Source organism: Anaerostipes sp. CAG:276, assembly GCF_000432215.1.
GTDB lineage: Bacteria > Bacillota > Clostridia > Lachnospirales > Lachnospiraceae > Anaerostipes > Anaerostipes caccae.
Window position 1 is genome coordinate 183,247 of record NZ_FR889207.1, and the last position, 18,720, is coordinate 201,966.

At 43.4% G+C, this 18,720-nt stretch carries 23 protein-coding genes; 15 read left to right on the forward strand and 8 right to left on the reverse strand.

What is annotated here, in order from left to right:
* Nucleotides 1–1,227 carry a peptidase U32 family protein gene (locus QVP35_RS16270; protein WP_009289855.1) on the forward strand — a complete coding sequence of 409 codons (1,227 nt, stop codon included), beginning with the start codon at nucleotides 1–3 and terminating at the stop codon, nucleotides 1,225–1,227.
* 112 nt (nucleotides 1,228–1,339) lie between these two features.
* Nucleotides 1,340–1,972: a GyrI-like domain-containing protein gene (locus QVP35_RS16275; protein WP_009289854.1), complete on the forward strand. Its 633-nt coding sequence runs from the start codon at nucleotides 1,340–1,342 to the stop codon at nucleotides 1,970–1,972.
* Nucleotides 1,973–2,018: 46 nt separating this feature from the next.
* On the opposite strand, the gene QVP35_RS16280 is transcribed toward QVP35_RS16275, so the two are convergent.
* Both QVP35_RS16280 and QVP35_RS16285 read right to left on the reverse strand, forming a co-directional pair.
* Nucleotides 2,019–3,599, reverse strand: coding sequence for an ABC1 kinase family protein (locus QVP35_RS16280; RefSeq protein ID WP_009289853.1), 1,581 nt, complete (start codon nucleotides 3,597–3,599; stop codon nucleotides 2,019–2,021).
* On the reverse strand, nucleotides 3,589–3,936 hold the full coding sequence (locus QVP35_RS16285) for a phasin family protein (RefSeq protein ID WP_009289852.1): 348 nt from the start codon (nucleotides 3,934–3,936) through the stop codon (nucleotides 3,589–3,591). The genes QVP35_RS16280 and QVP35_RS16285 overlap by 11 nt, the downstream gene beginning before the upstream one ends.
* Nucleotides 3,937–4,261: 325 nt before the next feature.
* Between QVP35_RS16285 and QVP35_RS16290 the strand changes: the two genes are divergently transcribed.
* The 7 genes from QVP35_RS16290 to QVP35_RS16320 all read left to right on the forward strand — a co-directional run bounded on the left by QVP35_RS16290 (nucleotide 4,262) and on the right by QVP35_RS16320 (nucleotide 10,066).
* Nucleotides 4,262–4,846 carry a TetR/AcrR family transcriptional regulator gene (locus QVP35_RS16290; RefSeq protein WP_009289851.1) on the forward strand — a complete coding sequence of 195 codons (585 nt, stop codon included), beginning with the start codon at nucleotides 4,262–4,264 and terminating at the stop codon, nucleotides 4,844–4,846.
* Between the two features lie 5 nt (nucleotides 4,847–4,851).
* Nucleotides 4,852–5,616 carry a nucleoside phosphorylase gene (locus QVP35_RS16295; RefSeq protein WP_009289850.1) on the forward strand — a complete coding sequence of 255 codons (765 nt, stop codon included), beginning with the start codon at nucleotides 4,852–4,854 and terminating at the stop codon, nucleotides 5,614–5,616.
* A 91-nt stretch (nucleotides 5,617–5,707) separates the two neighbouring features.
* Entirely contained in the window at nucleotides 5,708–6,316 is a 609-nt protein-coding gene (locus QVP35_RS16300; RefSeq protein WP_006567252.1) for an NUDIX hydrolase, read from the forward strand.
* Nucleotides 6,317–6,401: 85 nt separating this feature from the next.
* The gene (locus tag QVP35_RS16305) at nucleotides 6,402–7,061 is read left to right on the forward strand and encodes a response regulator transcription factor (RefSeq protein ID WP_009289849.1); all 660 of its coding nucleotides are present in this window, start codon (nucleotides 6,402–6,404) and stop codon (nucleotides 7,059–7,061) included.
* Nucleotides 7,058–8,476 (forward strand): sensor histidine kinase, encoded by a 1,419-nt coding sequence (locus tag QVP35_RS16310; protein WP_009289848.1) that lies wholly within the window; start codon nucleotides 7,058–7,060, stop codon nucleotides 8,474–8,476. Before QVP35_RS16305 ends, QVP35_RS16310 begins: the two co-directional genes overlap by 4 nt.
* Nucleotides 8,466–9,209 carry a hypothetical protein gene (locus QVP35_RS16315; RefSeq protein WP_006567249.1) on the forward strand — a complete coding sequence of 248 codons (744 nt, stop codon included), beginning with the start codon at nucleotides 8,466–8,468 and terminating at the stop codon, nucleotides 9,207–9,209. The genes QVP35_RS16310 and QVP35_RS16315 overlap by 11 nt, the downstream gene beginning before the upstream one ends.
* A 95-nt stretch (nucleotides 9,210–9,304) precedes the next feature.
* On the forward strand, nucleotides 9,305–10,066 hold the full coding sequence (locus QVP35_RS16320; RefSeq protein WP_009289847.1) for a M15 family metallopeptidase: 762 nt from the start codon (nucleotides 9,305–9,307) through the stop codon (nucleotides 10,064–10,066).
* 386 nt (nucleotides 10,067–10,452) lie between these two features.
* On the opposite strand, the gene QVP35_RS16325 is transcribed toward QVP35_RS16320, so the two are convergent.
* From QVP35_RS16325 to QVP35_RS16340, 4 genes are all read right to left on the reverse strand, one after another.
* Entirely contained in the window at nucleotides 10,453–11,106 is a 654-nt protein-coding gene (locus QVP35_RS16325; protein ID WP_009289845.1) for an MORN protein, read from the reverse strand.
* Between the two features lie 108 nt (nucleotides 11,107–11,214).
* Entirely contained in the window at nucleotides 11,215–11,985 is a 771-nt protein-coding gene (locus tag QVP35_RS16330; RefSeq protein ID WP_022261469.1) for an mORN protein, read from the reverse strand.
* Nucleotides 11,960–12,082, reverse strand: coding sequence for a hypothetical protein (locus tag QVP35_RS16335; protein WP_022261470.1), 123 nt, complete (start codon nucleotides 12,080–12,082; stop codon nucleotides 11,960–11,962). The genes QVP35_RS16330 and QVP35_RS16335 overlap by 26 nt, the downstream gene beginning before the upstream one ends.
* A gap of 77 nt (nucleotides 12,083–12,159) precedes the next feature.
* A complete protein-coding gene (locus tag QVP35_RS16340; RefSeq protein ID WP_022261471.1) occupies nucleotides 12,160–12,507 on the reverse strand; it encodes a DsrE family protein in 348 nt (115 codons plus the stop codon).
* Nucleotides 12,508–12,654: 147 nt separating this feature from the next.
* Here QVP35_RS16340 and sigK point away from each other — a divergent pair, with 147 nt between their 5' ends.
* From sigK to QVP35_RS16365, 5 genes are all read left to right on the forward strand, one after another.
* A complete protein-coding gene (gene sigK / locus QVP35_RS16345) occupies nucleotides 12,655–13,278 on the forward strand; it encodes an RNA polymerase sporulation sigma factor SigK (protein ID WP_009289842.1) in 624 nt (207 codons plus the stop codon).
* Nucleotides 13,279–13,411: 133 nt separating this feature from the next.
* A complete protein-coding gene (locus QVP35_RS16350; RefSeq protein ID WP_009289841.1) occupies nucleotides 13,412–13,846 on the forward strand; it encodes a GNAT family N-acetyltransferase in 435 nt (144 codons plus the stop codon).
* 36 nt (nucleotides 13,847–13,882) lie between these two features.
* On the forward strand, nucleotides 13,883–14,497 hold the full coding sequence (locus tag QVP35_RS16355; RefSeq protein ID WP_009289840.1) for a GNAT family N-acetyltransferase: 615 nt from the start codon (nucleotides 13,883–13,885) through the stop codon (nucleotides 14,495–14,497).
* A 39-nt stretch (nucleotides 14,498–14,536) separates the two neighbouring features.
* Nucleotides 14,537–15,328 carry a class I SAM-dependent methyltransferase gene (locus QVP35_RS16360; protein WP_009289839.1) on the forward strand — a complete coding sequence of 264 codons (792 nt, stop codon included), beginning with the start codon at nucleotides 14,537–14,539 and terminating at the stop codon, nucleotides 15,326–15,328.
* Between the two features lie 20 nt (nucleotides 15,329–15,348).
* Nucleotides 15,349–15,681 carry a DUF3784 domain-containing protein gene (locus tag QVP35_RS16365; protein ID WP_009289838.1) on the forward strand — a complete coding sequence of 111 codons (333 nt, stop codon included), beginning with the start codon at nucleotides 15,349–15,351 and terminating at the stop codon, nucleotides 15,679–15,681.
* Between the two features lie 76 nt (nucleotides 15,682–15,757).
* Here QVP35_RS16365 and QVP35_RS16370 read toward each other — a convergent pair whose 3' ends face one another.
* Nucleotides 15,758–16,219: a hypothetical protein gene (locus tag QVP35_RS16370; RefSeq protein ID WP_009289837.1), complete on the reverse strand. Its 462-nt coding sequence runs from the start codon at nucleotides 16,217–16,219 to the stop codon at nucleotides 15,758–15,760.
* Nucleotides 16,220–16,331: 112 nt separating this feature from the next.
* Here QVP35_RS16370 and gloA2 point away from each other — a divergent pair, with 112 nt between their 5' ends.
* Nucleotides 16,332–16,712, forward strand: a complete 381-nt coding sequence (gene gloA2 / locus QVP35_RS16375) for an SMU1112c/YaeR family gloxylase I-like metalloprotein (RefSeq protein ID WP_009289836.1) — start codon at nucleotides 16,332–16,334, stop codon at nucleotides 16,710–16,712.
* Between the two features lie 98 nt (nucleotides 16,713–16,810).
* Here gloA2 and QVP35_RS16380 read toward each other — a convergent pair.
* Nucleotides 16,811–18,720, reverse strand: a 1,910-nt coding sequence (locus tag QVP35_RS16380) for an oxidoreductase (RefSeq protein ID WP_288187990.1), incomplete at its 5' end; no start/stop codon positions are given.

An 18,720-nucleotide genomic window follows, 5' to 3' on the forward strand; every position in this document is an offset into this window, starting at 1 on the left:
ATGAGAAAAACAGAACTGCTGATACCAGCAAGCAATTTGGAAGTACTGAAAGTAGCTGTGCTCTACGGAGCAGATGCGGTTTATATCGGAGGAGAAATGTACGGGCTCAGGGCAAAAGCCAAAAATTTCTCTATGGACGATGTAAGGGAAGGAATCTGTTTTGCCCATGAGCACGGAGTCAGAGTTTATATAACAGCCAACATCGTGGCTCATAACGGAGACCTTAGCGGTATCCGGGAATATTTCAGGGAGCTTAGGAACATAAAGCCGGACGGACTGATCATTTCCGATCCCGGTGTTTTCATGATCGCCAAAGAGGAATGTCCGGAGATTGAACGCCACATCAGCACACAGGCCAACAGCACCAACTATGCCACTTATAAATTTTGGCAGGAACAGGGCGCATCCCGTGTGGTGGCTGCCAGAGAGCTTTCTCTTCGGGAGATCAAAGAGATCAGGGAGCATATCCCGGATGATCTTGAGATTGAGGCATTTGTCCATGGGGCCATGTGTATTTCCCATTCGGGGCGCTGTCTTTTAAGCAATTATTTTACCGGACAGAATGCCAACAAAGGGGCGTGCACCCATCCGTGCAGGTGGAAGTATTCTGTGGTGGAGGAGACCAGGCCGGGCGAATATATGCCGGTGTATGAGAATGAACGGGGGACTTATATTTTTAATTCCAAGGATCTATGCATGATCGAACACATAGATGACCTGATCGGCGCAGGAATCGACAGCCTGAAGATCGAAGGAAGAATGAAGACTGCCCTCTATGTGGCGGCGGTTGCGAGAACTTACCGAAAAGCGATTGACGATTACAGGGAGTCACCGGAGAAATATTTTGCCAATATGGATTATTACAGGCAGGAGATTTCCAAGTGCACTTACCGGCAGTTTACAACCGGATTCTATTATGGGAAGACAGATGAACATGCTCAGATTTATGACAGCAATACTTATGTGAAAGAATATACCTATATCGGCATCGTGCAGGGACACAATGAAAAGGGATTTGCGCTGCTGGAACAGAAAAATAAGTTCCTCACAGGCGAGACCATCGAGGTCATGATACCGGGAGGAGAAAACCTCCAGGTGACCGTAAAAGCGATCGAGGATGAGGATGGCGTTTCCATGGAGAGTGCGCCTCACCCGAGACAGATGATCTATGTGGATTTCGGAGAAGAAATTCCGGAAGGATATCTGCTCAGACGAAAAGAAGAATAAAGTGAAGTTTCAAAACATCGGCAAAAAATATTGCCGATGTTTTTTTAACATGACATGGGATGACAAGTTCAAGGTGATATTATTCCTATTAGGAAGGGAGATGAAATTTCTTATGAAATATGAATGGAGAAAACAGGAGAAAGAGATTTACAGCGCAAAGCAGGAGCCGTCTCTGATCAGGATGCCGGTGCAGAACTATATTATGATCTGCGGGGAAGGTGATCCGAATAAAGAAGATTTTTCTGAGAGAGTCGGAGTTTTATATTCACTTGCATATCAGATCAAGAACGGATATAAAAAAGCCTGTCTTGACGGTTCGGCAGACAGGATAGACGGTTTATATGATGACTATGTAGTTTATCCGCTGGAAGGAGTATGGACGACTTCTGATCCAGAGCATCCTTTGGACAAAGACCGCTTTGTCTACCGGATTATGCTGAAGCAGCCGGACGTGATGACAGAGCAGATGTTTAAAAAAGCGTATGATGCAGTTGCCCGAAAGAAGCCTCATCAGCTGCTTAAAGAGGTGGAGTTTTTCTCTCAGGAGGAAGGGCTGTGTGCTCAGATCATGCATAAGGGGCCATTCGGCGATGAACCGGAATCCTTTGCGAAGATGGATGAGTTTATCAAAGAGAAGGGATATGAAAGACGGAATCACTGGCACCGGGAAATCTATGTGGCAGGGGCCAGACAGGCCGATTCAAAGAATAAAAAGACGATCCTCAGATACACTTTGAAGGTATAAAGAAATGCTGTAAAATAGATGCAGGTTCATCTGTTTTACAGCATTTTCAGTATTTTGGACGAAATAATATTCGGTACAGCAAGTATACAATGATCAGCCCGGACAGAACAAATCCGATAAAACTGATCCAGGGGATACCGAAGATCAGAGGTCTCAGCTCTGTCATACAAAGCAGGACTGCACCAAGAAATAGAGCGGATGAGACGATCCCGAGCACAAGGTAACCGACAGATTGACGAAAAGTTTTCATAAAATCATTTGCGTCTGTAAGTTCCATATTTAATTTTGTCTGCCCGTTTTTTGTAATATTTAACAGGTCAGAAAGCTGGGACGGGATCTCCATGGATTTATCAAGGGATGCATAAGCTGTCCGGCCCCGGTGGATTAATTCCTTCTTCCAGTTAAAATGATCATATATCATAGAAGACATATGCATGGAAAGAATGGAGAGCATGTTGACTTCAGGGGAGCAGGCGGCCAGAGTGCCCTCCATAGTGATCATACTCCTGCCGAGAAGTGTGATATCCGGGCTGATGGCGATCTTATGCTTTTTTACAAGATCCAGGAGCTTCTCGATCAAATCGCCCAGGCGCATCTCGCCGAAGTCTAAAGTCATATAACGGCTGACGATGTCATCCACGTCCGTATAGAGCCTGGCATGATTGATGCGGTCTTTTGGCTCTCCCAGGGTGAGGAGGACATTTTTCAGTGTATAGATGTCGTGCATTAACAGTGCTGTAATAGCTTTTCGCAGCAGCTGTTTATAGTGTTCAGACAGATGTCCTGTCATGCCAAGGTCCAGCCAGGCAATCTTTCCTCCCGCAATCCACAGATTACCCGGATGAGGGTCCGCGTGGAAAAAACCATCTTCCAGGATCTGCTTACAATAATTTTCCGCAGCTTTTTCGCCAATCTCCGTCATGTCATATCCGGCCTTTCGGAGTGCATCAATATGATCGATCTGGATGCCGTCGATATAGGTCATAGTGAGCAGACGGGGTGTAGTAAACTCGGTGAGCACCTGCGGGCAGGTGACATAGGCAATGTCTTTTTGATGTTCATAAAACCGCACCAGATTGTCCGCTTCTCTTATAAAATCCATCTCTTCCTGAGAAGTTTTCCAAAGTTCATCCAGTATCGTATGAAAATCGATCAGGTCACCGGTACCCATGGCGATTTTCATGATTTTGGCGGCTTTTTTCAGCAGATGAATATCATTTTCCATGGTTTCCCGGATATGAGGCCGCTGGACTTTGATCACAACTCGTCCGCCGTCTGCAAGCACCGCTAAGTGAACCTGTGCAATAGAAGCAGAGCCTAACGGATCTGGCTGGATCTCAGAAAATACAGATTCCAGGGGACGGCAGAGTTCCTGTTCGACCACCTGTTTCACCAGAGAAAAGTCCAGTGGTTTTACTTCAGTCCTGAGTTTTTTTAATTCTGTACAGTATGCTTCTGGAAGCATGTCAGAGCGCATGGACATAATCTGTCCCAGCTTGACATATGTGGGCCCCAGGTCTTCCAGAATCTCTTTCAGCTTTTGAGGGGTCATCCCCCTTGAGAGATGATGCCTTTTTAATACTGTGAGAATATCGAGAAGCCGCCGGTTAGAGACATCACTGCTCATCTTCTTTTGATTCCTCCGGGGTATCTTCCGGAGTATTTTCAGATGCCTGCTTTTTTGCCTCGATTCTATCCATTAAACGGTCCAGATCTTCCTCAGACATATCATCCACCGCATCTATCAAGTCTCCATAGTCTTTCACAACATTTACAGTCACATGATCTTTCAGTTTTTGTTTTGCTTTATGCTTTAGCTCTTCATTTACGACCTTCCCCTGTTCTACGGTGAGTTCCCCTTTCTTTACAAGATCCTCGACGATATCTTTGGCGGAATCCGCGGTTGCAGCCATAGCACCGATACCGGCCAGCAGAACCTTCTTCATACCTTCTCCAAAATCCATAAAAACCATCCTTTCTGCAAAAAAACAAAGAGATAAACACGTTTCAAACTATATAATAAGTATACCTTATCGCGCGAAGCGCGTCCACCCGAGAGACATTTTCTGCATGATTTCCGTTCTGCTCTTAGAATGCCTCATTCCAATCACGCAAAAAATGGACGTAATGCCTGCTGGATATGTGTTTTTTAACGAAAAAAGAGATTGCTGAACAGACTTTTTTGTTTCGAAGGAATTTTTATATGGCTCGCAGATGTACACTATTGACTTTCCGACATATGTGTCGTATATTGAAGTTATAGACACATATGTCGGAAAGGAGGGTTCCGTGAATAAGAGAGGTGAAGCGACGAGGAGACGGATCAGGGAGAAAGCCTGTCTTTTGTTCGCAGAGAAGGGTTTTAAAGAAGTTACAATGAAAGATATTTGTGAGATCACGGGGTTAAGCCGGGGAGGCTTGTATGGGCATTATGAGAACACAAAACAGATTTTTAAAGAAATCGTGGATGAAATGATGAATTCCCAGGATGAAGAATTTCGTTCAAAAATGAGACTGGGACTTTCTGCGGTTCATATTCTGGATGATATCCTGAAACGCTACCAGGAGGAAATGATCGACAGGGAAGGCTCTTTGAGCACTGCGATTTATGAATATTTCAGCATAAAGGAAAATGCCGCCGGGGAGAATGCCTTGTACCGTCAGTATTTAGCGTCATTTGATATATGGAAGAGTTTTCTTCAATATGGAATTGACCGGAAGGAATTCTATCCTGTCGATATACCGGCAGTGTTTGACCTGATCATTTTTTCCTATCAGGGAGTAAGAATGTACAGCAGACTCATGCCGGTCAACAGAGAAGTACCGGAAAGAATGATGAAGGAAATCCGAAATTTATTAGTGAGAAAGGAATAAAAGATATGGCAACGATATTTGAACGCTGGGACAGTGCAAAAACGGCTCTGATAAATCCATGGAATGTTATAGAAGAAAAACCGGATTTTCCGGAGGTATGCATTACCACTTTTTCGGCGAATATGATCGATCGGCTGGCTGAATCAAGAGATGGAAAAAAGATCGCAGAATTGTGCAGTGCAAACGGGAATCTTCCGGTCTATGAAATACGTTATGGCGGAAAGCGTATTGCGGTTTTTTTATCAAGAGTGGGGGCCCCTGCCTGTGCGGCCGGTTTAGAAGAAATCATAGCAATGGGAGCGAAAAAGATCGTGATGTTTGGATGCTGCGGGGTCCTGAACCAGTCCGCTGTCCAGGATAAAATCATTGTCCCTGTTTCCGCGGTAAGAGATGAGGGAACCAGCTATCATTATATGCCGGCCAGTGAGGAGATCCATGCGGAGACATCGTCTGTAAATATATTAAAGAATAGTTTAAAAAAATGCGGAATGTCTTATGTGACCGGCAAGACATGGACCACGGATGCGGTTTACAGGGAAACCCAGAGTGTAATAGAAGAGCGCAGAGAACAGGGATGCCTTGCAGTTGAGATGGAATGTTCTGCTGCTTTGGCGGTCACCCAGTTTCGGAAGATTCCATTTGTTCAATTTTTATACGGTGCGGATCATCTGCATGCAGACAGATGGGAGCAAAGAGATCTGGCAGAGTACGGTATCAGAAATTTTAAGAAATACATGCAACTTGCGTTTGAATGTGCCTTAGCCCTGTAACAGAAAGGCTTTCCCGGGGACGGCATTTCCGATATAATATATAAAAACAGACAGAACAAAAAGAAGCATCGTTAGAAAAGGAGCATTCGTCATGAAAAAAATTAGTGAAGTCAGCAGACTGACAGATAATCCACATCTGAATCTGTATCATTTAAAAGGCACAAACCGGGTTGGAAAACCGTTGAATTACTATATCGCTTCCAGGGTGAAAAATATGGAACGGCTGAAATTAAAGACAAAGCGCAATGATCCGGACGGCATTATTGTTTACAGCCTCTACGGTGAAAAACGGGACAGGGTCGTGCTGGTCAGGCAGTACCGGTATTCGATCGATGATTATATCTATGAATTTCCGGCAGGTCTGGTGGAAGAAGGAGAAGACTACCGGGAGGCAGGAATCAGGGAGCTGAAGGAAGAAACAGGACTTTCTCTGGAGCTGATCGATGCAGACCCGATGTTTGAAAAGCCCGGATTCATGTCTGTCGGCATGACAGATGAGTCCTGTGCCACCATTTATGGATACGCCAGCGGGACACCGAGTAAGAAGGGACAGGAAGACTCCGAAGAGATTGAGATCGTATTGGCAGACAGAGAAGAAGTAAAAAGGATTCTTAAAGAAGAACATGTGGCCATCATGTGTGCCTATATGCTTATGCACTTTTTACAGGATAAGGAGCCTTTTGATTTTCTGAATTTATAATGGACATTAGCAGCTGAGGATACAAAAATGATACAAGGATCTGTTATATTTTTCGACAAATAAATGAAAAGCAGAGGAGAGGAATATGAACCGTATTTTAATCGTCGAGGATGAGCCGGCTATATCTAATTTAATCCAGATGAATCTTGCGGCAGCGGGATACTGCTGTGACTGTGCCTTTGACGGGGCTGAGGCGGCCGACCGGCTGGAACAGGAGGGATTTGATCTGATTCTTTTGGATATCATGCTGCCGGAGATAGACGGCTATGAGCTGATGGACTACATCAGGCCGCTTGAGATTCCGGTCATATTTCTTACGGCCAAGGCCAATACAGAAGATAAAGTAAAGGGACTGAAGGCAGGGGCAGACGATTATCTGACCAAGCCATTTGAAATTGCGGAACTGCTGGCCAGGGTAGAGACGGTCCTCAGGCGCTGTCAGAAGACAGAAAGCCGTCTGAAGGAAGGAGACCTGGAGATTGATATGTCCGCAAGAATTGTAAAAAAACAGGGGCAGCCTGTAAATCTGACAGTCAAAGAATATGAACTGCTGCTGCTCCTGATACAGAATAAAAACATTGCCTTATTCAGGGACTTTATCTATGAGAAGATCTGGGGCAGCGGATACATGGGGGACAGCAGGACAGTCGATCTGCACGTGCAGCGACTGAGAAAAAAGATCGGATGGGAACACAAAATAAAAACGGTCTATAAGGTAGGCTACCGCCTGGAGGATTCGCAATGAAGTTTTCCTGGAAAGTATTTTTAAGCATTATTTCACTTACTATGCTCACATTCAGTGTTGGCGGGTATTTTTTGATCCAGTCTTCTTTTCAGTCATCTCTGCGCCAGACCGCAGAGATGTCATATCAGGAAAACAATATTTTCCGGGCAACTTTGGGGGCTTCTATTGCCGTATCTCCTCCGGACAGCGGTTCACCTAAAAACACGGTTAAAAAGCTGGCCGGATCAATCAGTCTCTCGTCACCGGGAAAAGAAAGAAAATTTCGGATATGTGACAGTTCCTTCCGGGAGCTGTTTTCGGATCTGAGTTTTCGTGTACCAGATCAAGTAATGAAGGCGCTGGACGAAAAACATACAGGATACTCCATTCTTAAACAGGACGGCAGGTATTATCTGCAGTCGGCATGCCGCTTCACCGTAGATGAAGAAGTATTTTACCTGGAAAATGTACGAGATATTACCCCGATTTATGAATTAAAAGAAAATCAGATGAAGCTGTATCAGAAGATTTCCGTTATTCTGGTCGTAACTTTGGGAATTGCTGTCTTTTGCCTGTCCAGATGGCTGACCCAGCCTTTGCGGATCCTTTCCCGGGCAGTCAGAAACTTCGCAGCAGGTGATTTAAAGATTCGATCGGAGGTGGTGTCCGAGGATGAGATCGGTTCTCTCGCCGGAGATTTTAACACAATGGCAGAGCAGCTGGAACAAAAGATCTGTGAACTTGAAGATTCTGCGCTGCGCCAGGAGATGTTTATGGGAAGCTTTGCACATGAACTGAAAACGCCTATGACTTCTATCATAGGATACGCAGATACCCTGCGGTCCAGAGGACTCAGTGAGGAGCAGAGATTTCAGGCGGCGAATTATATTTTTGAGGAGGGGAAGCGTCTGGAGGCTTTGTCTCTGAAGCTGATGGACCTGATCGTTCTGGACAAGCAGAAAATTTCCATGAGACCGGTCCCGGCAGCTGAGCTGTCTGAAAGAGTCATTCATCTCACAGAGCCTCTTTTAAAAGCATCAGGTATCCAGCTTGAAACTTCTTTTGAAGAGGGGATCATATGGGGAGAACCGGATCTGCTGCAGAGTCTCTGTGTGAATCTTTTGGATAATGCCAGGAAAGCAGTGGATGCCGACGGACTGATCCGTTTTGAAGGGAGATCAGATGAAAACGGCTATACCCTTGTGATAAAAGACAACGGAAGGGGAATGCTCAGAGAAGATATGAACAGAATAACGGAAGCGTTCTATATGGCAGATAAGTCCAGAGCAAGAAAAGAAGGCGGAGCGGGGCTTGGACTTTCTCTCTGCCGCCGGATCGTGGAACTGCACGGCGGAACGATGGAATTTGAGAGCCGGCTGGAAATAGGAACGGCAGTCACCGTTCAGCTCAGAAAGGAGAGGTCCGATGAAATTTAAGAATATTTTGATCTGCTTTTTTTCAGCGGTCCTGGCAGCCTCCTGTATTCTATGGCCGTCTCTGATATCGGGGTATCAGGATAAGAAAATGAGAGGCCGGGTGGAACTGGACAAGGTGGAAGATACATCGGAAATCCGGACAGATACCTTAACTATAGAGGAAAAATTATCACTCATTGCGGAAGCAGATAACTCAGCGGAGGAGATTGCCGTGACGAACCAGACTTATGAGTGGGGATCGGCAGAGATAGACGAACTCAAAAACGTTTGTATGAAAGAATTAAAACAACTAAAAGAAATGGGAATGTTTCCAAAGCTTGCTTTGAATAAGAATACAATGATGTTTTATGAAACCACAACGACTTGTCTGGATACAAAAAATTATGCAAGACGTCTGAGAATTCACAGCGTGACGGTACAATCAGGGGATCAGAGTTTAGTGGCGGTCATTGATGATTCTTCACATAAGATTTTGAGTATCGACAGTGTAAAAGGAGCCGGAATCAAGCCTTCGGATGCTGAGAAGATCATAGGGATCTGGGGCCGGTATCTTGGTTTGAAAGAAACAAACAAAATGGCTGCGGTAAAAAACAACTATTTTGTAACATACAGGTCAGGCAGTGAAAAAGTATACTATTTATTTATATTCTTCAGCAAAAAGTTTGCGGAAGAAGGGGAATTTTATATTCATCCTGAGGGAAATGGCGGAGATCAAAACAGTGTCAGCAGATGATACAACTTCGATGGAATTTTGACTGAATTGTGATACAAGGTCCGGGTATGATAATACCAGAGATCATATTCTCTGGAAAGAAGGATGACGGACTAATGAGAAAGAAACAATATATACGGAGGAGACATAAGTATTTTGTACTGCTTATATTAGAGATCATAGGCACCTGGTTCCTGACGGTCCTCGTGATACAGTACTGTACTTCTACGCAGCAGCCGGTAAAGAATACCATACCGGTCAGCAGATTTGTAAGGCCAAAACAAAAAGAACAAACAGTTCATATTCCCTGGAACCTAATCTTAATAAATCATGAAAATTATGTGCCGGATGGTTTTCAGCCTGACCTGACTACATTAAATAATGGGTGCCAGGTAGACCGGAGGATACTGCCGGATCTGCAGAAAATGATGAATGCGGCCAGAAAAAGAGGGCTTTATCCCTCCGTCTGTTCTGCATACCGGACAGAAGAGCGCCAGACATATCTTCTGGAGCGCGATATCAATAAGTATTTGAATCAGGGATGTACGGAGGCTGAGGCCAGGAAGAAGGCATCCAGATGGGTTGCGCTTCCGGGCCGGAGTGAACATCAGACGGGGCTGGCAGTGGATATCGTTGCAGTTGATTATCCAGTGCTTGATGAGACACAGGAAAAGAGGGAAGAACAGCAGTGGCTTATGGAAAACAGCTGGAAATACGGTTTTATTCTCAGGTATCCAAAGAATAAAACAAATATTACAAAAATCGGATATGAGCCGTGGCATTACCGGTATGTGGGCAGGAAAGCCGCAAAGGAAATGAAAAAGAATAACATGTGCCTTGAGGAATATATAAAACATGTGTCTGGGGGGAATGTATAAAATACGGTTTGCCCTGTGGGTATGAGAAAAAGGTCATTCTCTGTCACTACAAGGAGAATGGCCTTTTTATAATGATTTTTCTTTCAGATTTACTTCACCTTTTTGAAATAATTTCCTGCGAGGATACAAGTTTTTATAGTTTTTCCGCTCTTGCTTTCATAGGACGATGTATCAATTGGGATACCATATACATCCACAAAGTCAGATTCAAAAATATTCTCTAATTCATCCAGATAATACACGATGCATACATGTTTTCCGGAACGATCTATCAGAAGAATCTCATTGTAATCATATCCGAATGCAGAGTAAGAATCCATTTGCACAATATAATAATCGGATAACCGTACAATTTTATCTCCGTATTGATCCGGATGTTTGAAGATCTACTGATACTTGATCGAAGTATCTGTATATTTTTTTGTCTGTTTTAAATTCTTTGCAGGGAATAGTTCCTCATGGCCGGAAATAAATTCCTGTGCCTTGTAGGAAATAGAAAAGGGCATACTGGAGAGTGAACCAAGCGTATTAAAAAATTCCAGTACATTTGGTGTAAAATAACCTTTGGTAAAAGTGCCTGCCTGTTTGGGATAATCTTTGTCGTCAAACACTAATTCTCCGGTTCCTTCCGGCAGATTGTTTTTCCAGAGGCCGGTATAGGTAGATTTTAGATTGGCCGGACTCTGAACTTTGTATTTGCCGCTGCCATGAAATTTTCCGTTCAATGTCTCTCCATCATATACACCGGTTGTATCTGTGGCGCTGAGTTTGACTTTGGCAAGGTTTGTTTTTACAGAACCTTTGCCTTCCGGACGGCCTTTAGAGAAATTTCCCTTGTAGGTGAGATATTGTTTGTTCTTTTTAAAGACAAAAGTGCCTTTGCCTTCTGGTTTTTTGTCTTTCAGAGTTCCCGAAAACTTTCCTTTCAAATCTTTGTCAAAAAAAGATAGGGTCATTTCTTCATTTTCTACACGGTTGGAACATCCGGTGAGACAGAAGACCAATAAGATAAAAACAGCTGTAAACTTTAAATTTTTCATAGTTTTCCCCTCCGTATTGCTACTGGTGTTTTAAGAAACTGCCTGCTACAATCAGTACTTTTATTTTTTGCCGGACTGCATTGTATACTCTGCAGAGGAAAGAGGAAGTCAATATACGGTCTGAGTGCTGTTGAAAGAAACATCCTTTAAAGGGTCCAGGCAGATAACGTATATGTATGCATTCTCAGAGGGCAGACCAAGAAGAACCAGAGATAGATTTCTGCCAAAGACTTTTTCATTCAGCTCGGTATTCAGAACTGTATAGTCAGAAAATTTCATAAGTTCATCGCCGTAATCACCGGACTTTTTTAAAACATCATGGTGACTGAGCGAAGAATCCACATAAGGTGTCAGATCAGTTTCTTTTTTTGCCATAAATAAGGAATCATTTTTTTCTATAAATGTTTTTGCTTTTGGAGAAATTTTATATTCGATCTCTTCAAAAGTCCCCATCGTTTGATAGATTTTAAAAGTGGTGGGATCAAAATAACCGGTGTCAAAATGGCCGGTCATAGCCCATTTTCCTCCGACAGAGAAGTCAAGACGTCCTTTGCCGTTTGCCATGTTCGCATGCCAGCTTCCTTGATAGACGGCGTTTTTGAAGTCTTTTGGAGACACAAATTCAAATCTTCCTTTTTTACTGGCTTTGCCGCCGGAGACAATGCCTTTGTAGCGCCCTTCACATTTTTTTTCAATAAAATAGGCTGTCATCAGGTTTGTATCAAGGGTTCCTTCTCCGGACATTTTACCATTTGAGATTATGCCTTTGTAGGCGAGGTAATCATCTCCCTTTTTATAGGAAAAAGTTCCTTTCGTTGGCTTGTCATTTTTCATGAGACCGGTATACTGGCCCTCATATTTCTTGTTCTGGTATTCCAATGTGACCGTCTTGTTTTTGACTTTTTTCTTTTTTTGCACACCCTGCGGTCAGAAGGCACAAAAGGCATAATAATGCTGCGATTTTTAATTTCTTCATATTCTCTCATCTCCTGTATTGTTTTTACATTATCATACCACAGATCAGAGAATTTGTTTATGTTCCCGAAGGTTGTTTTAAGGTTTAATATATGAAAAACCTTCCGTCTGCCGAAGAGCAATTTCCACTACACCTGCCGGGACAATTTCAACAAACGGCAGCAGAAGTTCAGGAGAAATATGGTTTCCGCGCAGTGCATTGCGGCAGGCACAGATCCGAATGTTTGAGGAAAGAGAAAGCAGAGCATTTTTAAAACCCATCTTTTCTGAGACGGCATCCTGAAGTTCACAGACAGCCGGGCCGTTTGCCACCAGCTCGATTCGGTAATGCATGGCTTCCTGATCAAAATATTGAATCATATTTTGTATATTTCCCAGAACCATTGCCCACTTTAAACTCTCATCAATATGAAATAAAACATTCATAGCATACCTCCTGAATAAAATATATGATATTGTAAGTTTAACACATTTGAGAGAACCCTTACAGCAGATGAAATATCTTTTAGAGGGAAAAGCACTATTGGACAGAGGAAGGCATACAATGTTAAAAAGGCTTGGAGGTTGCTTTACTTGCAGGCATTTTTAGAACCGCTGTCACAGGAAGAGGAACAATATTACTTGAAGAAAAGCCGCCTGGGGGACATGGAGGCCAGGAACATATTAGTAGAACACAATCTCCGTCTGGTTGCCCATATTGTTAAAAAATATAATAACTTTGACAGGGATAAGGACGATCTGATATCCGTGGGAACGATTGGGCTGATTAAAGCGATCAATACCTATAACATGGAGAAAGGGCACCGGCTGGTGACCTATGCTTCCCGATGCATTGAAAATGAACTGCTCATGATGCTGAGACAGGAAAGAAAAAGTGCAAAGGACACTTCGTTATATGAGCCGATTGGGATTGATAAAGAGGGGAATGAAATTAATCTTTTGGATGTACTGGGGGCGGATGAAAACGATATCGTAGATGAACTGGACCTGAAGGAGAAAATCAGAGACTTGTATAAAATGGTGGATGAGATGGAACCGTCCAGAGAGAAAACGACTCTGATTATGAGATACGGATTATATGGCAAAAAACCCATGACTCAGAAAGAGGTGGCAAAAGAACTTCATATATCGAGATCTTATGTGAGCCGTATTGAAAAAAAAGCTGTTGAGAAGATAAAAAGAAGGTTAAAATTATAATTAGGTTATCTGCCGGAATTGTAAGTTAGATTCCGGCAGTTTCCATTATCTGAAAGTAAACTTAAGTTGATAGAACCCCGAGAAACAGATATAATTGAAAAAACAGAAACAGCCAAAGCCGGGGAGAAAATAAATGAGTATGGAAATTGCAAGACTGTATCGTTCAAGGATTCAGGAGGCCGTGGATCTGGTGTGGGAAACCTTTTTGAAATTTGAAGCACCGGAGTATTCGGAAGAAGGAATCCTTACATTTCATGATTTTATCCGCAATGAGAGAGAATTAGAAAGATTAGAGATCTTTGGAGCGGAAATTGACGGAGCTGTCGTAGGTGTATTAGCGATGAGGGGAAATCATATCAGTCTCTTTTTTGTAGAAGAAAAGATACAAAAACAGGGAATCGGACGAGCCCTTTGGAACTATTTTTTGGCACAGAGCCGGACCGAGCAAATAACAGTGAATGCTTCTCCTTATGCTGTACCAGTCTATGAAAAGCTGGGTTTTCAGGCTGTGGATGACGAACAGCTTACAGATGGGATACGGTATACGCCTATGACACTGAATAGATGAGGGATATAGAAACCAAAATTTATGGAGAAGAATTTCATGAAGTTAGAAATCAGAGAACTGGATAAAAGAGACCATAAAAAAGCAGTTCAATTTGCGGTGAAAGGGATGCATTTTGACTGGTACATGGATAGTAAACTCTTGCTGAATTTATACGGCAGATATTTTTGGTATTTGTCGCTTGCCCGTGCAACTCAGGTGATTGCAGCATATGCGGGGGATATGTTTGCAGGAGTACTGCTTGCTGAAATCAAAGGTGAGGATAAGAAATACCGTTCTTTTTGGAAATCGTTTTACGTGAAAGTATTTGATGTTTTGCAGAACCTTTTTGCGAGAGGAGGTTCCGGCGTCTATGATGAGGCAAACAGGGAAATGTTTACATGTTACTGTAAACAAACTTCGCCGGACGGAGAGATTTTGTTCCTGGCCGCCAATCCTGAGATGAAAGCCAAAGGAACTGGAAGTTTCCTGCTTAATGAATTTGCACGAAGAGAAAAGGGAAAGAATATATATTTATATACGGATAACGCATGTACTTATCAGTTTTATGAGCGCAGGGGCTTTCAGCGTGCTGGTGAAAAAGATGTCATACTGAAGATAGGACATAAAAAGATTGATCTCCAGTGTTTTTTGTACAGCAAAGCAGCCGAGTAAAGCAAACAGTAATTTGATTATAAATAGAGGAGACATAGTATGGAAACAAACCAATATCTGATAAACCATTACAGCAGTTTCAATGAGGATGCCCGTCTTATGTCAAAGCATGGATCAGTTGAATTCCTTACTACTATGCGTTACATAGACAAGTATATAAAACCCGATGACCGTGTACTGGAAATCGGAGCGGGAACCGGCCGCTATTCACATGCACTGGCGCATCAGGGATATGCAGTTGATGCGGTGGAGCTGGTGGAACATAACATTGAAATGTTCCGGAAAAATATTCAGCCGGATGAGACGATCACGGTTACTCAGGGGAATGCCCTTGATTTATCCGATTTTTCGGACAGCCAATATGATATAACGCTGCTGTTAGGTCCACTGTACCATCTTTACACCAAAGAAGACAAGAGACAGGCTCTTTCTGAGGCGATCCGCGTGACAAAACAGGGAGGGGTGATCTTTGCAGCACATGTGATATCCGATGGATGTCTCCTCGACGAAGGATTTAACCGCGGCAATATCAACGTCTCCGAGTATATTGAGAAGGGTCTGATCGATCCGGAAACCTTTGCTTCCAGATCCCAGCCAAAAGATTTATTTGAACTTGTCCGAAAGGAGGACATTGACGAACTGATGTCTGTATTTCCTGTATCCAGACTGCATTATGCTGCGTCAGACGGCTGTTCTCTATTTATGCGAGAAGCGGTAGATGCCATGGATGATGAAACTTTTGAGATATATTTAAAATATCACTTTGCCATGTGCGAGCGCGAAGATCTTTTAGGAGTCACGAGCCATGTGATTGATATTTTTCAGAAATAAGCCATTTTGGAAGGTGAAGGATGAATATGACAGAGAAGTTTCTTATTATGATACTGCTTATTATATCGGCAGGTTCATTTGCAGCCAGTTGTTTTTACTTCAAAGAGAAGGGATTTCTATTGAATAATGCCTATCTGTTTGCATCGAAAAAGGAACGGAAAGAAATGGACAAAAAACTACATTACCGGCAGTCAGCAGTCATCTTTCTGCTGATTGGAATTATATTTTTACTGAATACACTTCAAATGATATTTGAAATCGGCTGGCTGTTTTATGCGGCGCTGGCAGTTACAATCGCCGCAGTTATTTATGCCCTTGTATCAACGATTAAGATTGAGAAAAAGAAGAAGTAAAAACGGCGCATTTCTGCCAGATCTCGATTCCATTTTCTGCACGGTTTTTGAATGACCGTGCAGAAAACAGATGGTGTCAATATCTCTGAAGAGGCGTCACCGATACGGCTCCGCTCAGATCAATATTCCTTGTGACAGAGGAATAGGTGAGACGGAATGACAACTGTGCTTCAGAAGAGATGGCCTCATTTGTTGTGAAACTGCCTGAAGCGGAAGTGTTGCGTTCCGTTCCGGCAGGTGCAAAAAATGAATAGAGCAGACGGGGGGAACCGTTGATATAAGGAAGAATCTGCATGTATCCGTCAGCTTCCGCAGTTCCCAGAAAGATAAAATCTATGAGGTAGAGATATCCTGGTTTCAGCGATATCGTTGTATCATTTTCAAGCCGGATTCCATCACCTTCCTGAAAAACAGGAAAAAAGGACACATATGTCCCGGAGGCTCCATTATATGAAGTTCCATACTGGGCATAAAAATCAATCGGTTCCGCAGGAACCGGAGCCGGGCAGCATGGAGTATGACAGCAGCATTTATCCATAAAACAACCCCTTTCTTTTACTTTATAATATGATACCAGGGTCAAAAGGTTATGGGTTTCATGCTTGTTATATAATAAATACAGAATTGTGACAAAAAAGGAGAGAGCCAGAATGAAATTAAACAAAATACATCATATTGCGATGATCGTCAGTGACTACGAGAAGTCAAAAAAGTTCTATACGGAACAGCTTGGATTTCAGATTCTCAGAGAAAATTATCGTGAGGACAGAGGAGATTATAAACTGGATTTGAAGCAGGGTGACTGTGAGCTGGAGATATTTTCAGGAAAAGGACATCCCGAAAGGCCGTCTTATCCGGAAGCATGCGGACTCAGACATCTCACGTTTCATGTTGAAGATATTGGGGAGACAATAAAAGAATTAAATGAGGCGGGAATTGAGACAGAAGATATCAGACGTGATACCTTTACAGGAAAAAAGATGACATTCTTCCATGACCCCGACGGACTTCCGTTAGAACTTCATGAATAATAAGAGAAGATAGATGAAAGAAAGGGAACCATATGATGAAGGTTCCCTTTCTTTCTATTATTATGGAATTGTTATGAAAAGAGTTTGGCGAATATTTTTTATAAGTATTCCATGTCGGAAAGAACTCTTAAAATGTTATGTCCTTCCTGAACACCGTCGATGATACGCCTTGCACGGACGCTGTCACCGATATTGATAATTTCTACGTTGGTATCCGCATATGCCTCACGGATCTCCTCCAGAACCGGAGCGTTGGCACGCATTCCGAGACATACGAATCCATAGTCAAACGGCAGGTCTTTTTCTTCACCGTCTGCCTTTACCAGGAAGGAATCAGCTTTTACTTCACAAAGAGCAGTGTTTGGCATCTGATTGACCTCATATTTTTTCATCAGTGCATTCACACCGGATTTGGAAACAGGGTCTAAATCTTTACCGATGGCAGGCATCATCTCTACGATGCTCACCTCTGCGCCTTTTGGTGCGAAATATTCTACCACATCCAGTCCCACGGCACCACCTCCGATGACAGCAACCTTTTTGCCTGTGCAGTCTTCCGGATAGTCAGCCAGATGATTGATCATGCCGGAAATAGAGGCAACCTTGGAGCCTTCTTTGTCGATATGGTCGTGAAGACCTTTAATCGGCGGAAGCAGAGGATTGGATCCTGTGGCGTTGACGATGATATTCGGGTGCAGAGCCTTGATCATCGGCAGTGTGGCTTCCTGTCCCTTGAAAATAAACAGGTTGTTTAATTTAGAAGCTCTTACCTGAAGGTAGTGAGGGAAATCAGCCAGACGTTTCTTGTCAGGAATCTTAGAGATTTCTACAGAAAGTCCTCCCAAATGATCTTCTTTTTCCAATAAGAATGTTGTACATCCTACTTCCGCAGCCGTACATGCGGCTTCCAGACCGGCAGTACCGCCTCCGATCACGACAACGTTGCATGGTTTGTTGATTTTATGCTTTTTATAATCGGCACCGTCGTTTACTGTAGGATTGATCGTACAGCGGATCGGACGGTTGACACCGATACGGTTTCCTGCGCATCCGATGTTGCAGGAGATGCATTTTCTTAATTCATCTTCGTGCCCTGTGGCAACCTTTTTCACCCAGCACGGATCTGCGATGAGACCGCGTCCCATACCGATGATGTCAGCGTCTCCGCGGGCAAGAATATCGTCAGCAACACGAGGATCACGAATATTACCCATCGTCACACACGGTTTTCCGTATTTTTCTTTGACGGCCTTTGCCATATAAGATCTCCAGCCGTCCTCTAAGTAATTGGCATCGATCTGATACTGGATGGAACCGTTTAATCCCGCAGAAACATCGAAAACATCGGCTTCTTCCTGGAAATACTGGAGGTAGTCCAAAGTATCATCCAGGGTATTTCCATGTTCCATAAACTCGTCGGCACTTAAGCGTACGAAAATCGGGAACATCGGTCCAACCTGTTTTCTGACTTCCTCTAAGACCAGTCTTGCGAATCTGGCTCTGTTTTCCGGAGAACCTCCGAATTCATCGGTTCTGACGTTTGTCGTAGGAGATAAGAACTGACTGATCAGGTAGGAATGTCCCGCATGAATCTCAATGCAGTCAAATCCTGAAGCCTGTGCGCGTGCAGCGGCCTCTCCATATTTTTTAACAATCGCGTAAATCTCATCTTTTGTGAGCGGACGAGGAATTTCTCCGCCTGCCTTAGACGGAATATCTGAAGCAGACACCGGCTGCATATTCGTACGCTTAGACTGAGCGGACGCACCTGCATGGTTTAGCTGTAATCCGATACATGCACCGTGAGAATGAACGGTCTCACAGAGCTTAAAGAAGCGGGGCATGTAATTGTCATGGTCGATTCTGATCTGAGTTGTACCGTTTGAGCCGAGAGGGGAATCTACGCTGGCATTTTCCACCATAATAAGGCCGACACCGCCTTTTGCCCTCTGTTCGTAATAATTGATATGGAGAAAACTCATCTCTCCGGTCTGTTCTCCATAGTTAG

Bases quoted from the DNA above. Each gene is read 5' to 3' on its own strand.
- QVP35_RS16270 (WP_009289855.1), top strand. From the start codon at position 1: ATGAGAAAAACAGAACTGCTGATACCAGCAAGCAATTTGGAAGTACTG.
- QVP35_RS16280 (WP_009289853.1), bottom strand. From the start codon at position 3,599: ATGAGCAGTGATGTCTCTAACCGGCGGCTTCTCGATATTCTCACAGTA.
- QVP35_RS16305 (WP_009289849.1), top strand. From the start codon at position 6,402: ATGAACCGTATTTTAATCGTCGAGGATGAGCCGGCTATATCTAATTTA.
- QVP35_RS16335 (WP_022261470.1), bottom strand. From the start codon at position 12,082: ATGAAGAAATTAAAAATCGCAGCATTATTATGCCTTTTGTGCCTTCTG.
- QVP35_RS16320 (WP_009289847.1), top strand. From the start codon at position 9,305: ATGAGAAAGAAACAATATATACGGAGGAGACATAAGTATTTTGTACTG.
- QVP35_RS16325 (WP_009289845.1), bottom strand. From the start codon at position 11,106: ATGAAAAATTTAAAGTTTACAGCTGTTTTTATCTTATTGGTCTTCTGT.
- QVP35_RS16295 (WP_009289850.1), top strand. From the start codon at position 4,852: ATGGCAACGATATTTGAACGCTGGGACAGTGCAAAAACGGCTCTGATA.
- QVP35_RS16285 (WP_009289852.1), bottom strand. From the start codon at position 3,936: ATGGATTTTGGAGAAGGTATGAAGAAGGTTCTGCTGGCCGGTATCGGT.
- QVP35_RS16275 (WP_009289854.1), top strand. From the start codon at position 1,340: ATGAAATATGAATGGAGAAAACAGGAGAAAGAGATTTACAGCGCAAAG.
- QVP35_RS16315 (WP_006567249.1), top strand. From the start codon at position 8,466: ATGAAATTTAAGAATATTTTGATCTGCTTTTTTTCAGCGGTCCTGGCA.
- QVP35_RS16355 (WP_009289840.1), top strand. From the start codon at position 13,883: ATGAAGTTAGAAATCAGAGAACTGGATAAAAGAGACCATAAAAAAGCA.
- QVP35_RS16350 (WP_009289841.1), top strand. From the start codon at position 13,412: ATGAGTATGGAAATTGCAAGACTGTATCGTTCAAGGATTCAGGAGGCC.
- QVP35_RS16310 (WP_009289848.1), top strand. From the start codon at position 7,058: ATGAAGTTTTCCTGGAAAGTATTTTTAAGCATTATTTCACTTACTATG.
- QVP35_RS16360 (WP_009289839.1), top strand. From the start codon at position 14,537: ATGGAAACAAACCAATATCTGATAAACCATTACAGCAGTTTCAATGAG.
- QVP35_RS16370 (WP_009289837.1), bottom strand. From the start codon at position 16,219: ATGGATAAATGCTGCTGTCATACTCCATGCTGCCCGGCTCCGGTTCCT.
- gloA2 (WP_009289836.1), top strand. From the start codon at position 16,332: ATGAAATTAAACAAAATACATCATATTGCGATGATCGTCAGTGACTAC.
- QVP35_RS16300 (WP_006567252.1), top strand. From the start codon at position 5,708: ATGAAAAAAATTAGTGAAGTCAGCAGACTGACAGATAATCCACATCTG.
- QVP35_RS16340 (WP_022261471.1), bottom strand. From the start codon at position 12,507: ATGAATGTTTTATTTCATATTGATGAGAGTTTAAAGTGGGCAATGGTT.
- QVP35_RS16365 (WP_009289838.1), top strand. From the start codon at position 15,349: ATGAATATGACAGAGAAGTTTCTTATTATGATACTGCTTATTATATCG.